Source organism: Arthrobacter sp. ISL-85, from assembly GCF_018613675.1.
In the GTDB taxonomy this organism is placed as follows: domain Bacteria; phylum Actinomycetota; class Actinomycetes; order Actinomycetales; family Micrococcaceae; genus Arthrobacter.
In genome coordinates, this window is record NZ_JAGGPQ010000015.1 from 108,042 (window position 1) to 121,708 (window position 13,667).

14 protein-coding genes, 1 tRNA gene and 1 pseudogene are annotated in these 13,667 nt (G+C 65.6%); 2 read left to right on the top strand and 14 right to left on the bottom strand.

Annotated elements, in window-relative coordinates; translation table 11 throughout:
• Window positions 1-288: 288 nt before the first annotated feature.
• Entirely contained in the window at window positions 289-1,107 is an 819-nt protein-coding gene (locus J7I84_RS11430; protein WP_214944577.1) for a ParA family protein, read from the top strand.
• A gap of 103 nt (window positions 1,108-1,210) precedes the next feature.
• Here the strand turns inward: J7I84_RS11430 and J7I84_RS11435 are convergent, their stop codons facing one another.
• The 5 genes from J7I84_RS11435 to gcvH all read right to left on the bottom strand — a co-directional run bounded on the left by J7I84_RS11435 (window position 1,211) and on the right by gcvH (window position 4,299).
• On the bottom strand, window positions 1,211-1,804 hold the full coding sequence (locus J7I84_RS11435) for a MerR family transcriptional regulator (protein ID WP_018763528.1): 594 nt from the start codon (window positions 1,802-1,804) through the stop codon (window positions 1,211-1,213).
• 231 nt (window positions 1,805-2,035) lie between these two features.
• Window positions 2,036-2,539 (bottom strand): bifunctional nuclease family protein, encoded by a 504-nt coding sequence (locus J7I84_RS11440; protein ID WP_056331728.1) that lies wholly within the window; start codon window positions 2,537-2,539, stop codon window positions 2,036-2,038.
• Window positions 2,539-3,255, bottom strand: coding sequence for a MerR family transcriptional regulator (locus J7I84_RS11445; protein ID WP_214944579.1), 717 nt, complete (start codon window positions 3,253-3,255; stop codon window positions 2,539-2,541). The genes J7I84_RS11440 and J7I84_RS11445 overlap by 1 nt, the downstream gene beginning before the upstream one ends.
• Before the next feature lie 23 nt (window positions 3,256-3,278).
• Window positions 3,279-3,755 carry an FHA domain-containing protein gene (locus tag J7I84_RS11450; protein WP_214944581.1) on the bottom strand — a complete coding sequence of 159 codons (477 nt, stop codon included), beginning with the start codon at window positions 3,753-3,755 and terminating at the stop codon, window positions 3,279-3,281.
• 157 nt (window positions 3,756-3,912) lie between these two features.
• The gene (gene gcvH / locus J7I84_RS11455; protein WP_214944583.1) at window positions 3,913-4,299 is read right to left on the bottom strand and encodes a glycine cleavage system protein GcvH; all 387 of its coding nucleotides are present in this window, start codon (window positions 4,297-4,299) and stop codon (window positions 3,913-3,915) included.
• 167 nt (window positions 4,300-4,466) lie between these two features.
• Between gcvH and J7I84_RS11460 the strand changes: the two genes are divergently transcribed.
• Window positions 4,467-5,336: an Fpg/Nei family DNA glycosylase gene (locus tag J7I84_RS11460; protein WP_214944585.1), complete on the top strand. Its 870-nt coding sequence runs from the start codon at window positions 4,467-4,469 to the stop codon at window positions 5,334-5,336.
• 149 nt (window positions 5,337-5,485) lie between these two features.
• Here J7I84_RS11460 and J7I84_RS11465 read toward each other — a convergent pair.
• The 9 genes and pseudogenes from J7I84_RS11465 to J7I84_RS11505 all read right to left on the bottom strand — a co-directional run bounded on the left by J7I84_RS11465 (window position 5,486) and on the right by J7I84_RS11505 (window position 13,537).
• Window positions 5,486-5,562, bottom strand: a tRNA-Pro gene (locus J7I84_RS11465).
• 137 nt (window positions 5,563-5,699) lie between these two features.
• Entirely contained in the window at window positions 5,700-7,247 is a 1,548-nt protein-coding gene (gene der, locus J7I84_RS11470) for a ribosome biogenesis GTPase Der (RefSeq protein ID WP_214944587.1), read from the bottom strand.
• 10 nt (window positions 7,248-7,257) lie between these two features.
• Window positions 7,258-7,936: pseudogene (locus J7I84_RS11475) on the bottom strand (lysophospholipid acyltransferase family protein).
• A 31-nt stretch (window positions 7,937-7,967) separates the two neighbouring features.
• On the bottom strand, window positions 7,968-8,681 hold the full coding sequence (gene cmk / locus J7I84_RS11480) for a (d)CMP kinase (protein ID WP_214944588.1): 714 nt from the start codon (window positions 8,679-8,681) through the stop codon (window positions 7,968-7,970).
• Window positions 8,681-9,790 (bottom strand): prephenate dehydrogenase, encoded by a 1,110-nt coding sequence (locus J7I84_RS11485; protein ID WP_214944590.1) that lies wholly within the window; start codon window positions 9,788-9,790, stop codon window positions 8,681-8,683. The genes cmk and J7I84_RS11485 overlap by 1 nt, the downstream gene beginning before the upstream one ends.
• A gap of 3 nt (window positions 9,791-9,793) precedes the next feature.
• Window positions 9,794-11,002, bottom strand: a complete 1,209-nt coding sequence (locus J7I84_RS11490; RefSeq protein ID WP_214944592.1) for a pseudouridine synthase — start codon at window positions 11,000-11,002, stop codon at window positions 9,794-9,796.
• Window positions 11,003-11,128: 126 nt separating this feature from the next.
• Window positions 11,129-11,698 (bottom strand): SMC-Scp complex subunit ScpB, encoded by a 570-nt coding sequence (locus tag J7I84_RS11495; protein WP_214944636.1) that lies wholly within the window; start codon window positions 11,696-11,698, stop codon window positions 11,129-11,131.
• Window positions 11,699-11,814: 116 nt separating this feature from the next.
• Window positions 11,815-12,630, bottom strand: coding sequence for a ScpA family protein (locus tag J7I84_RS11500; protein WP_214944594.1), 816 nt, complete (start codon window positions 12,628-12,630; stop codon window positions 11,815-11,817).
• Window positions 12,631-12,637: 7 nt separating this feature from the next.
• Window positions 12,638-13,537: a ParA family protein gene (locus tag J7I84_RS11505; RefSeq protein WP_214944596.1), complete on the bottom strand. Its 900-nt coding sequence runs from the start codon at window positions 13,535-13,537 to the stop codon at window positions 12,638-12,640.
• Between the last annotated feature and the right edge of the window lie 130 nt (window positions 13,538-13,667).

The window sequence follows — 13,667 nt, forward strand, 5'->3', positions numbered from 1 at the left end:
CATTGCGGGTGGATCGATGAGTGGTCACAGTGTCTAGGACCTGCAAGGCCAAACACAAATCTTTGTGGCCACGGTCACAGATTTTCCCGTCATCTCCCGAACGCTTTCAGCCTGGCTGGCGGAAACCGCCCCGGCAGCACAGTCGGTGCCATGCCGACGTCCGATAAGGCAGGATTCGCCGACGCATCAACATATGATGAGTGGGGCGGCAGGACCGTCCGGCTTCGGCTCTGCCGAGGCAAACACTACCCCCAACACGGCGTCCGGCGTTAGGTTTTGGTCTCTCAAGTGCAAGTACTCAGCATCAGCAGCCTCAAGGGTGGAGTCGGCAAGACTTCCGTCACCACAGGATTGGCGTCTGCGGCGCTGGCCGCAGGAGTCCGCACGCTGGTGGTGGACCTGGATCCCCATGCCGACGCCACTACCGCCCTGGGCGTGCAGCCGGGTGACCAGCTGGACATCGGCAGGATGCTGAAGAGCCCCCGCAAGGCGAAACTTGCCGAGAACGTGGTGCGGAGCAGCTGGGCCGACCGCGCCCCAACCAACGGCTCCGGGCCCGCCGTCCTTGATGTCACCGTCGGCTCTGCCTACACCGGAATCTACGATCGTCCGGACCTTGGCCGCCGCGATCTCCGCCGGCTTTCCGCCGTACTCGCCGGCGCCGGCGGTTACCAGCTGGTCCTGGTCGACTGCCCTCCTTCACTCAACGGCCTGACGCGCATGGCCTGGGCAGCGAGTGACAAAGTTGCCCTGGTTGCCGAACCCGGCCTGTTCTCGGTTGCCGGTACCGAGCGCACCATGCGGGCCATCCAGCTGTTCAAGCAGGAGTTCGCGCCGAATCTTTCACCGGCGGGAATCGTGGCCAACCGGGTGCGGAGCGGCTCCTCCGAACACACCTACCGGCTAGCGGAAATGGAGTCCATGTTCGGCGGGCTCCTCCTGAGTCCGCGCATTCCCGAACAAGCCAACTGGCAGCAGATCCAGGGCGCAGCCCACCCCGTCCATCATTGGCCCGGGGATTCGGCCAAGTCCGCGGCCGGCTTGTTTGACGACCTGCTGTCCAACCTGATGGCTGCCGGCAGCGGCCTGCGCAGCCGCGCCCGCTGAACAGTACGTTCCACCCGGCCACGGGAAACAGCGCGCATAGACGAAAACAGGGGCCGCCCTCCAGCTGGAGGGCGGCCCCTGTTTTCGTAATGGTCTGTGCGTGTCAGCTGATCTTTCGCGCTGCCCGCCGCTTGCTCAGTTCGTCGTCCGGAAAGGACTGCTCCGCGGCGTGCTCGCTGGGCAGCGATGCGAGGCTGCCTTCGACTTCCCGCCATACGCGGCCCACCGCAATGCCAAATACGCCCTGGCCGCCCTGCACCAGGTCAATGACCTCATCCGCGGACGTGCACTCGTAGACACTGGCGCCGTCGCTCATGAGCGTGATTTGGGCCAGGTCCTCCACGCCGCGTTCCCGCAGGTGTTCCACGGCGGTGCGGATCTGCTGGAGGGAAACCCCGGTGTCCAGAAGGCGCTTGACCACCTTGAGCACCAGGATGTCGCGGAATCCGTAGAGCCGCTGCGAGCCTGATCCGGCAGCGCCGCGGACGGCCGGCTCCACCAGGCCTGTGCGGGCCCAGTAATCGAGCTGGCGGTAGGTGATGCCTGCGGCCTTGCAGGCAGTGGGGCCCCGGTAGCCGGCGTCCTCGTCAAGTACCGGCAGGTCTTCGGTGAACAGGAGGCCCTGGGCACCGCTCACGGGCACAGCAACACCAGCCGTGGGCTGTTTTAGCCCGCCTGCTTCGCCTTTGGGACTCACCTGGATCCTCCTTGTCGTACGCTCCCCCAGATTTGATCAGCAGCCGTGGCATGAAGGCCATGGGTGTAATTTCTCCGCGGGGCGCACTTTCCAGTGTGACTTGCGCGGCTGCCGTAAGCAAGGGAACTTGATACTTCGACGTTAGGCCCGGCGGGTCCCGAGGTCAAAGACCTTGGGGCTTGGAAGGGGCGTGTCGAAACTTTAAGCCTTAACTATAACCTTAACGTGACCTTAGCCGTCGAAATCCTCTGGTTCCACGTCATCGAGGAATTCCCGGAAGCGCCGCAGTTCGCGCTCCTCGTCGACGGTGGGGCCCGGCTCGGCGTCCTCCCCCTCATCGTGTTCAGTGATGCGCACTCCGGCCTCGTCCATCACGGAATCGGCGCACCAGATCCGGCACTTGGCGCGCAGCGCGACAGCTAGCGCGTCCGAGGCCCGGGAGCTCACCGTGGTTCCGTTTTCGAACTGCAGCTGCCCGTAGAAGATGTTGTCCTCCACGGCAACAATGTTGACGCTGACCACGGAGTGGCCCAGCGACTCCACCACGTCCACAAGGAGATCGTGGGTCATGGGCCGCGGCGGGACCACGCCCTGCTGGGCCAGGGCGATGGCGCTGGCTTCCGGGGTGCCGATCCAAATGGGAACGTGGCGTTCGCCGTGCATCTCCTTGAGCAGGACCAGCGGCTGGTTGGAAGGCAGTTCGATGCGAACGCCAACAATCTCGACTTCGATCATCAGATGTCCATGCGTGAGATGTGGTCCTGCACCAGGGCACGGTGCAGGGTGAGGCAAAGATCGCTGATCTCGCGCGCCGCCTCCGCCGCGCGTGCCTGTGATGCCGAGTCCCTGCGGGAGGCAAGGGGCGCGACAGCACGTTCCACCAGGCCGAATTCCCGCTCGGCCGCTGCCTGGAAGGGCCTCAGGTGCCGCGGTTCCAGGCCGTGGCTTTCCAGCTGGACGCAGGCACGGGCAACCGTGAGCGCGTGCTCGTCGAACTGGCCGTTGGCGTGGCTGATGAGGCCGAAGCTCAGGAGCGACTGCAGCAGGGGTACGCTGGCGCCGGACTCGGTGCGGAGCTGCTCCTCGCTTAGTTTGCGGCCACGGTTCTGCAGCTCGGCGGCCAGCTCATCGGAGACGATGCGGGGGGAAACCACGACGCCGGGCGGCAGGTTCTCGGGACGCTCTCCCCTGTCGATGGCGTCAAGGTAGTCCTTGATGACTTTCAGGGGCAGGTACTGGTCCCGCTGCAGGGCCAGCACGAAGCGCAGCCGCTCAACGTCACCGTCGGAATACTGCCGGTAGCCGGCAGGGGTGCGCCGCGGATTGATCAGTCCCTTTTCCTCAAGGAACCGGATTTTCGATGCCGTCATGCCCGGGAAGTCCGCGCTCAGCTGAGCGAGGACTTCCCCAATGTTCAGGACCTGGGGGCCCCGGCGTTCCGGTTGTGCCATTGCCACAGGCAGCGGTCCCCGGTTCAGCTGCGGCCTGCCGCCGTGGCAGGGCTCAGGTAGAAAGTGAGGCGGAACTTGCCGATTTGGACTTCGCTGCCGGACTTGAGTTCAACGCTGTCCACCCTGTCATGGTTGACGTAGGTGCCGTTGAGGCTGTTCTTGTCCACCACCTCGAAGCTGCGGGCGGTGCGCCGGAACTCGACGTGGCGCCGCGACACCGTAACGTCGTCCAGGAAGATGTCCGCGTCCGGGTGGCGGCCCGCGGTGGTTACATCCGAATCCAACAGGAACCGGGCACCGGCATTGGGGCCGCTGTGGGCAACGAGCAGCGCCGAGCCTGCGGGCAGGGCCTCCACCCAATTGCGCTCTTCGGAGGACAGCTTGGGGGCGATGATGGGTTCGTCGGTGACGGGCGTGAGATGGATCGAGGTGGTCTCCGACGCCCTAGCCGCACCCGTGCCGTAATCCCCATCGGCAGGGTTGTGTCTGTGGCCAGCCATGGATTCCTCCTCTTAGACGTTGCAGGCATGGAACCCGCAACCAACGTTTACTCTCCGGCCCTGCCCGGCAGGTCCGGCGCCGGCTCCCGATCCGGGCTCTGACGTGCGGAGACGCCATGCCCGCGACGCGGAGCCGGACCGGAAAGACCGGTTAGCTTTAGCCTACCTGTTGTTCGTACTCGGATGCACTGAGCAAGGACTCAACGGCGTCGGGTTCGGCCAGTTTGATCTCGATGAGCCAGCCGTCACCGTACGGATCGGTGTTGATCAGGGCGGAATCGCTGTCCAAGGAGTCATTTTTGGCCACGACTTCACCGGAAACCGGCGCGTAGATGTCGCTCACGCTTTTGGTGGACTCAACCTCGCCCACGACTTCGTTTGCCGTAATCTTCGTGCCGATCTCGGGCATCTGGGCGTAAACGACATCTCCAAGGGCGTCCTGGGCAAAATCCGTGATTCCCACGCGGACCACGCCGTCGGCATTCGGGGCGGTGACCCATTCGTGTTCGGCGGTGTAGGACAGGTCTTCGGGAATGTTGCTCATGGGGGGCCTTTCATCGGGGTACGCGCCAATGTCAAAAGGGGCCCGGAAAGAGGGCCGCCGCTGAAAGTATAGGCACAAGTGCCGGAGCCGGCACCGGCCTTTCTGACAAGATGGAACCCATGAATGCAAGCACCGGTGCAGCATCCTCGGGAGAGGGCAGGTAGGCCATGCCGGAACTGCCGGAAGTCGCCGGCCTCGCCGCGTTCCTTGACGAACAGCTGCGGGGCTGCGTGGTCAGCAAACTGCAGGTTGTCTCCTTCGCCGTGCTCAAGACCGCCGACCCTCCCTATAGCGCCCTGGAGGGCCGCACGGTGTCCGGCGTCCGGCGGTTCGGGAAGTTCATCAGCATCGATACTGACGGCATCTCCCTGGTGTTCCACCTGGCACGTGCTGGCTGGGTGCGCTTCACGGACTCCCCCGCCGACAGCCAGCTCCGCATGGGCAAGGGCCTCATTGCGGTCCGGTGCGCCTTCTCCGGCCCCAACGGGCCGCGCGGGCTGGACCTGACGGAAGCCGGCACCAAGAAGAGCCTGGCTGTCTATGTGGTGGACGATCCGAAGGAGGTGCCGGGCATAGCCACGCTGGGCCCGGATCCCTTCACGGAGACGTTCGACGCCGCCATGCTGGCTGAGATCCTGGCTGGCAGTCCGCAGCAGATCAAGGGCCTCCTGCGCAGCCAGAGCGTCATTGCGGGCATCGGCAATGCCTACAGCGACGAGATCCTGCATGCCGCCCGGATCTCGCCGTTCGCCATCGCGAAGAGCCTGGACCGGGAGACCGTGCAGGTGCTGTTCGACGCCATCCACAGCGTTCTGGGCGAAGCGCTGGCGGAGGCAGCCGGCAAGCCGCCCAAAGACCTCAAGGACGTCAAACGCAGCCACATGCGGGTTCACGCCCGGACTGGCCAGCCGTGCCCGGTCTGCGGTGACACTGTCCGCGAGGTGTCGTTTGCGGACACGGCGCTGCAGTACTGCCCAACGTGCCAGACCAAAGGCAAGATCCTGGCTGACCGGAGGACGTCGAAATTCCTTAAGTAAATGCCGCGTCCCACAAAGGACACCGGCGCCGGGACGATTCACCCGCGAACCCCAGGGTGTTATGTCGGAAAGAGGGTGCGCGGCCAGGAATGAACACAAGCCCGAAAAAGCGGAAAGCGCCGGAGAATTTCTCCGGCGCTTTCCGCTTTTGGTCGGGCTGACAGGATTTGAACCTGCGACCCCTTGACCCCCAGTCAAGTGCGCTACCAAGCTGCGCTACAGCCCGCTGGTTCCGCCGTTCTCCGCTGAACTCAAACCCGAAGGTTTTCATCAGCAGTCCGGCCGAACCACCTAGAAGAGCTTACACGATCCGGAGGGGTGCCAGTGACACTTTCCGGTGTTCAGCCCTGCCGTGTGTCGCAATTAACGCTTCCGGCCACGCTTCTCACGGACGCGCATGCTGACCTCGATTGGCGTGCCTTCAAATCCGAAGGTTTCGCGCAGGCGCCGCGTAATGAACCGGCGGTACCCCGGGTCCAGGAACCCTGTGGTGAACAGGACAAACTTCGGCGGGCGGCTGGAAGCCTGGGTTCCGAAGAGGATGCGGGGCTGCTTGCCGCCGCGGACCGGGTGCGGGTGGGCGGCTACGAGCTCGCCCAGGAAGGCGTTCAGGCGCCCGGTGGGGATCCGCCGGTCCCAGTTCTCCAGGGCCAGGTCCAGGGCCGGGACCAGCCGGTCCTTGTGCCAGCCGGTCTTTGCCGAGATGTTGACCCTGGGCGCCCATTCGACGTGGGCCAGGTCCTGTTCGATCTCGCGTTCGAGGTAACGGCGGCGTTCGTCATCGAGCAGGTCCCATTTGTTGAAGGCCAGGACCAGGGCGCGGCCGGATTCGATGGCCAACTGCAGGATGCGGACATCCTGTTCGCTGAGGACCTCGTCCACGGCGAGGAGCACGACGGCGACCTCCGCCTTTTCGAGCGCGGCCTGCGTCCGGAGTGAGGCGTAGTAGTCCGCGCCCTGCGCCATGTGCTGCCGGCGGCGGATGCCGGCCGTGTCAACGAAACGCCAGGTGCGGCCGCCGAGTTCGATGAATTCGTCCACGGGATCACGGGTGGTGCCGGCGGTGTTGTCCACCACCACCCGTTCGGATCCCGCGAGCTTGTTAAGCAGCGAGGACTTGCCCACGTTCGGCCGGCCGATCAGGGCTATGCGGCGCGGACCGCCGGAGCGTTCCACTCCTTCGACGGTGGAGAACTCGGGCAGGATGTCCATGACGTGGTCCAGGAGGTCGGCCACGCCGCGGCCATGCAGGGCGGACACCGGGTAGGGCTCGCCGAAACCAAGGCCCCACAAAGCTGCACTGTCGGCTTCCTGGGCAAAGTCGTCCACTTTGTTGGCGACCATGATGACCGGCTTCTTGCTGCGGCGCAGCATCCTCATGACGCCCTCATCCGTGGCGGTTGCGCCGACGGCGGAGTCCACCACGAAGAGGACGGCGTCAGCAAGTTCCACTGCCATCTCCGCCTGCTCGGCAACCCTGGCGTGGATGCCGCGGGCGTCGTGTTCCCATCCTCCGGTGTCCACCAGGGTGAAGTTCCGGCCGTTCCAGTTCGCCGAATACATGACGCGGTCGCGGGTGACGCCGGGGGTGTCCTCCACCACCGCTTCGCGGCGGCCCAGGATGCGGTTCACCAGGGTTGACTTGCCCACGTTCGGGCGCCCGATGATGGCCAGGACCGGGTCCAGCTTGAGGGGTCCTTCAAGGTCTTCGTCGCCGTACCCGCCGCTCAGCAGGGCGGCGTCGTCTTCGTCAAGCTCGTAGTCCTCCAGGCCGGCCCGGAGGGAGGCGGCCCGGAGTTCGGCTTCGTCGTCGCCAATAGCTGCCAGCCGTTCGGCAACCTGGTCGGTGCCGGTGGGAGTGTATTCGTCGTCGGCGCCGGAGTGGCCGGAAGTCTGGGTGGTGTCGCTCATTGCACTGTCCTTAGTGGTCATCTGCCGGCGTCCCCGGCTACTGCTGTCAAGTCTTTGTGGTCAGCGAACGGCAAGGGCTGCCCGCTCTTCTGGATGGTGTCCTGGACGTGCCCTGCCAGCGCTGCACCGATGTCCTGCGCGGCCCTGTCCATTGAAGCACGGCCGGTTTCACCGGCCCGGCGCGCCAGGGTCCGGGCTGATCCGAAGCTGACGTGGAAGCGCCGCCCGGGCCGTGGAACGAAGTCCAGGTGCTCTTCGCCCTGCCTGGTGCCCAGGATGGCTACCGGCACCACCGGGGCTCCGGAGTTCAACGCCAGCCAGGCCACGCCGCCGTTAATATCCGCTGCTGCGCCGCTCCCCCTCGTCCCTTCCGGAAGAATGCCAACGCAGCGCCCGGCGTCGAGCACGTCCTTGCAGCGCTGGAGTGCTGCACGGTCTCCGCGGCGGTCCACGGGGAGCTGTCCGGAGGCGGTGAGCACGCGGCCCAGAAAACCCTTGAACATTTCCTGCTTCACCAGGATGTGCATGGGCCGCGGTGCGGCGCCGAACATTACCGGCCCGTCAAGGAAGCTGATGTGGTTGCCTGCGAAGATCACCGGTCCGCCCGTGGGGACATTGGTCCTGCCGGTCACGGTGGTCCGGTAGACCAGGTGGTCAAGGATCCAGCCCACCGGCCTGCTCCACGCCATGGTCAGCCCGGACGGCAGGGCGGCCCCGGCGTCAGTCACGGTTGAGGACCTTGGTGACGATCACGAGGGCAGCATCCACGGTTTGTTCGAAGTCCAGGTCCGAGGAGTCCAGGGTCACCACCCCGGAAGCGGCCTGGGTAAAGTTCACCACGGTGGAGTCCTTGGCATCCCGGTGCGTCACCTGTGCTGCCAGCTGCTCGGCGTTCTGCGTGCCGCCCAGCTGGATGCCCCGCCTGCGCAGGCGGGCTTCCTCGCTGGCGGTGAGGAGCATGCGCACCTCCGCCCCGGGCGCGACGACGGTGGTGATGTCCCTGCCTTCAACCACCATCCGGCGGTGGTGCCTTTCAATGAGGTCCCGCTGCCGGCGGATCAGTTCGGTCCGGGCGCCCAGGGTGGTGGCGACGGCACTCACGGCTGAGGAGATCGCCGGCTCACGGATGGCGTCCGTAACGTCCACGCCGCCCACCCGGACGTATTCCTCCAACGGGCTGGTGCTCAGTTCCAGGACGAAGTCCCGGGATGCCTGTTCCACGGCCGCGGCGTCGCCAAGGTCGATGCCTTCGGTGACGCAGAACCAGGTCAGGGCACGGTACATGGCACCAGTGTCCAGGTAGGCCAGGCGGAGCCTGCGGGCAACTTCCTTGCTCACGCTGGATTTTCCGGACCCGGACGGCCCGTCGATGGCGACCACCAGTGGCCGGCCGATGCGCAGGGCGCGCATGGATTCGAGGAGTTCCTGTGTCATTACTGAAGTACCCGCCATCCGCGGTCGTTGAGGGCTTCGATCAGGTGGTCGTGCTTGTTCGGCAATACTGACAATTCCACCATGCCCACGTTCTGTCCGGAGGAATGGTCCAGCCGGAGATCCTCCACGTTCACGCCTATTTCACCAATTTCGGTGAGCAGCTGCGCAATCTGGCCGGGTTTGTCATCCACCAGGACGGTGAGCCAGGAGTAGGCCTGGGGCGGACCGCCGTGCTTGCCGGGAATCCGGGCCTGCCCTGCGTTGCCTTCACTGATGAGCTGGGCCAGGTCCAGCCGGGCTCCCGGTGCGGTGGGCTGCTCCAGGGTTCCGATGAGCCGGTTCAGGTCCTCGCGGACGCCGTAAAGGATCTGGACGACCTTGGCCGCGTTGCCCCCCAGGATCTGCACCCACAGGGTGGGATCACTGGCGGCGATCCGGGTGACGTCGCGCAGGCCGTTGCCGGCCAGGGACAGGGCGTCCAGCGGCGTCCCCTGCAGGCGGCTGGCCAGCAGTGACGACATGACCTGGGGCAGGTGGGAAACCAGGGCGACGGCTTCGTCGTGTTCGTCCGGGCTGAACTGGGAGACGACTGCCCCCAGGTCCGTGGCGAGCGAACGGGCCACCTGCAGGGCAGCGCCCGAGGTTTCCTCCGAGGGACAGAGCACCCACGGCATGGAGGTGAACAGCTCACCGCGTGCCGCAACCGGGCCGGACTTCTCCCGTCCTGCCATGGGGTGGGTGCCAACGTAGCGCGCCAGGTCGGCACCGAGGCCGCGGAGCCGGGACAGGATGTCTGCCTTGACGCTTGCAATGTCCACCACGACGGCGTCCGGGTAGTCAGCCAGCGCCTGGCTCACGACGCCGGCAGTAACGTCCGGCGGAGCGGCGACCACCACGAGTTGTGGCTGGTCACTGCCCAGGTCCTGCAGGGGACGTCCGGCACCAATGTCCACAGCCACCGCTTGGTTGGTGGGCGACGGGTCCGAGAGGAACACGGGTACGCCGCGCCCCCGGAGGCCCAGCCCAATGCTGGTGCCCAGCAGTCCGGTGCCAATGACCACCACCGGGCCATCCAGGTGGCCGCGGCCCTGGCTTTTGAAGGCGGACATGCCTCAGAGCCCTACGGATGCCAGCAGGTGGCCGACTTCCTGCTTGCCCAGGTTGCGGATGCTGCCCTGTCGCTGGTCTCCGAGCCCAATGGGGCCCACCTTGACGCGGACCAGCCGCTGGACAGGGAAGCCAACAGCATCGAAGAGCCGGCGGACAATCCGGTTCTTGCCGGAGTGGAGCACAACCTCAATCAGCACGTGGCCCGGGGTGGAGTCCACCAGGCGGAAGGAGTCAACCGAAGCGAAGCCGTCCTCCAGTTCGACGCCTGCCTTCAACTGGGCGCCGACGCCCTGCGGGAACGGCCCGCGCACCTGCACCAGGTAGGTCTTGGGAACCTCGTAGGACGGGTGGGTCAGCCGGTTGGCCAGTTCGCCGTCGTTGGTCAGCAGCAGCAGGCCTTCGGTGGCGACGTCGAGGCGGCCCACGTGGAAGAGGCGTTCACCGGTGTTCTTGTTGCTCTTCAGGAAGTCGCTGATGCACGGCCGCCCCTCGGGGTCCTCCATGGTGGACACGACGCCCTTGGGCTTGTTGAACACCATGTAGACCAGGTTTTCGTCCAGCTGGATCCGCAGCCCGTCAACGTGGATGACGGCAGTCTTGGGGTCGACGCGGACGCCGAGTTCGGTGACTACCTGCCCGTCCACCTCGACGCGGCCCTCGGCGATCATTTCCTCACAGACGCGCCGGGAAGCCACTCCTGCGGACGCCATGACTTTCTGGAGGCGCACGCCGTCGGCATCGTGGAGTTCGGACTGCGGAACATTCCCGCGGGGGTGCTTTTTCCGCGTAGGTTTGCGGACCGGGCCCAAGTTCTGGCCGAAGCGTTCGCTGCCGAATGCGCGGGAAGCGGCTGCCCCGGGGGCGCCGGTGCGCGGCTTGGGCTTGGGGGCGCCCGGCGTACCAGGGGCCTTTTTGGCGCCGGGCTTCCGGGCGGCAGGCTTGCGCGATGACGGCTTGGCGCCCCTGGCGCCCTCGGACCCCTGTCCGGGCTGGTTCGCGGCGACATCGGGGTCGATGAAGCGTTCTTCGCGCGGCTTGGGAGCTCGATGCGGACGGTCGCCGCCGAATCCGGCAGCGCGTTTTCCTGTCCCGCCGCGGGAGCCCCCGCTGAAGCTGCCGCCCTGTGGGCTGCGCTGCTGGGAATTATTGCGTTCGTTCCCGCCGCGTCCCGAACTGTTACGTGGTGAACCCTGGCGTCCCGCCTGTGTCATGACCCGTCCTTCAATGTGTTTTGGCTGGCAGCGATGTCCAAGGACAACCCTGGCCAGCCGCGCAGACTTCGTCTGCCCTGATAACTAAACCTGGTGGAGAGACCGGTGCCGGCAGGGTTATCCTGCCTACATCGTCTCAGCGTCGTAGAACTCTGCGATCCCGTCGAGCCCTGGAAGGTGCGGCGACAGTTGGGGCAGGTCCCCCACTGAACTGATTCCCATCCTTTCGAGGAAATAGGAGGTAGTCCGGTAGAGGATTGCGCCGGACTCGGGGTCCGTTCCCGCGTCCTCGATCAGCCCACGCTGGGCCAGCGTCCGTACGACGGAGTCAACATTGACCCCGCGAATTGCAGACACACGGGCCCGGGAAACGGGCTGGCGGTACGCGATGACCGCCAGTGTTTCCAACGCCGCCTGGGTAAGCCTGGCAGTCTGCCCCTCGAGCACGTATTTACCCACAATGTCGGCAAACTCGGCGCGGGAATAGATCCGCCAGCCACCGGCGATGTTCCGCAATTCAAAACCCCGGGGGCTGGAACCAATGCCAGCGCTGCTGGCACTCTCCATCTCCGGGGCGTTAACAGTATAGCCGTTATAATCGCGCTGTATTTCTGCCAGCAGGGAACGGACTGCAGGGATGGTCAGCCCCACCCCTGCGGCCAGCTCCTCCTCCATCGCTGGTTCATCCAGGACCATGAGGACCGCTTCCAGGGCAGCCTTGGCACCTCCGGGAAGGCCGGCGAAGTCCTGGCCGGGCCCCGCCCCTTCCTGGGGGTTGCTGCCGTCCCGGTCCCTGTCCTGCCGCGTGGGGTTCACAGTTGCTCCTCAAATTCTTCGCTCAGGGTGTCCGCCGACCAGTCCCGGCGGTCGGCTGTCCAGTGGATGGCAAGCTCCGCCAGCGGGGAAAGCTGGTCAAATGAGACGGCCCTGTCCCGGAACAGCTCCAGGAGGGCCAGGAACCGGGCCACCACCACAAGGCTGGACTCGGCGTCGGCAATCAGGGAACGGAAGGTCAGCGGCGACTCGCGTTGAAGGCGGCGCCCCAGCACTTCGGCCTGCTCCTTGACGCTGACGTTGCTGCCGTGCAGGTGGCCGAGGGCCACCTGGGGTGGTTGCGCCGGCGCCTTGGGCCGGAGCGCGGCCTCGGCCAACGCAGCGAACTGTTGGGGCGTATGTTTCCAGACGAGCTCGGGAAGCATGGCGGCGAAATGTTCCTCCAGCGCAACATGCCGTGGGAAGCGCCGGCCTTCGTGGTGCAGGGTTTCGCCCAGGATGCCTGCCACATGCTTGAAGGCCTTGTATTGGAGCAGCCGGGCAAAGAGGAGGTCCCGTGCTTCCAGCAGGGCGATGTCCTCGTCGTTCTCGACTTCGCCCGCCGGGAGGAGCCGTGCCGCCTTGAGGTCAAGCAGGGTGGCCGCAATCACCAGGAACTCGCTCGCCTCGTCCAGTGCCCATTCCTCACCGAGCTGCTGGAGCTTGCGGATGTACTTGATGAACTCATCGGTGACAGTGGCGATGGCTACTTCGGTGATGTCCAGCTGGTGCTTGGCGATCAGCCCCAAAAGGAGGTCGAACGGCCCGGTGAAGTTGGCCAGCCGCACCTCGAAGCCGGGTTTGGATTCGGCCACGGCCTGGTTAGGGTGCGCCGCCGCGGGATATCAGCTCCTTGGCAAGGCGGCGGTAGGCGTCAGCACCCACATGGTTTCCGGCATAGCTGGTGATGGGCTCCGCGGCCACGGTGGCATCAGCGAACTTGATGGAGCGCTTGATCACGGTTTCAAAGACCTTGTCTCCGAACGCCTCGACCAGCCGGGTGATCACTTCGCGGCTGTGCAGCGTCCGTGCGTCGTACATAGTGGCCAGCACGCCGTCCACCTGCAGCCGCGGGTTCAGCCGGTCCTGGACCTTGTCGATGGTTTCGACGAGGAGGGCCACAGCGCGGAGGGCGAAGAACTCGCAGATGAGCGGGATGATGACGCCGTGGGCCGCCGTGAGCGCGTTGACTGTCAGGAGTCCCAGGGAAGGCTGGCAGTCGATCAGGACGACGTCGTAGTCGTCTTCGACCTTCTTGAGCGCGCGGTCCAGGACCTGCTCACGGGCCACCTCGTTGACCAGCTGTACTTCCGCCGCGGAGAGGTCGATATTGGCTGGCAGCAGGTCGACATTCTCGACGCCGGTCTGGTGGATAGCGTCGCGGATGTCCACCTTGCGGTCCATCAGGACGTTGTACACGGTGAGGTCAAGCTCGTGCGGGTTGATGCCCAGGCCGGCGGACAGCGCACCCTGGGGGTCGAAGTCCACCAGGAGGACACGGCGGCCGTACTCGGCGAGCGCCGCGGCCAGGTTGATGGTGGAGGTGGTCTTCCCGACGCCGCCCTTCTGGTTGACCATCGCGATGACGCGGGCCGGACCGTGGGAGGACAGCGGCGCGGGTTCCGGGAACTCGCGGTATGGGCGTCCCGTGGGGCCCATCACCGCGTTTTCCAGGTCGAATTCCGTGCCCTCCAGAGTTGCTGAACCCTGTTCGCTGCTCACGTATCTGTCCACACTTTCGATAACGGTGATTTCCTGCCGCCGGCTTGCCAGCGCCCTTCGTTCTGCTCCCTAGGTTACAGCGCCCGACACGGTATTCGACGGAACTTGACTTTCCGCGAATGTTGAGCCT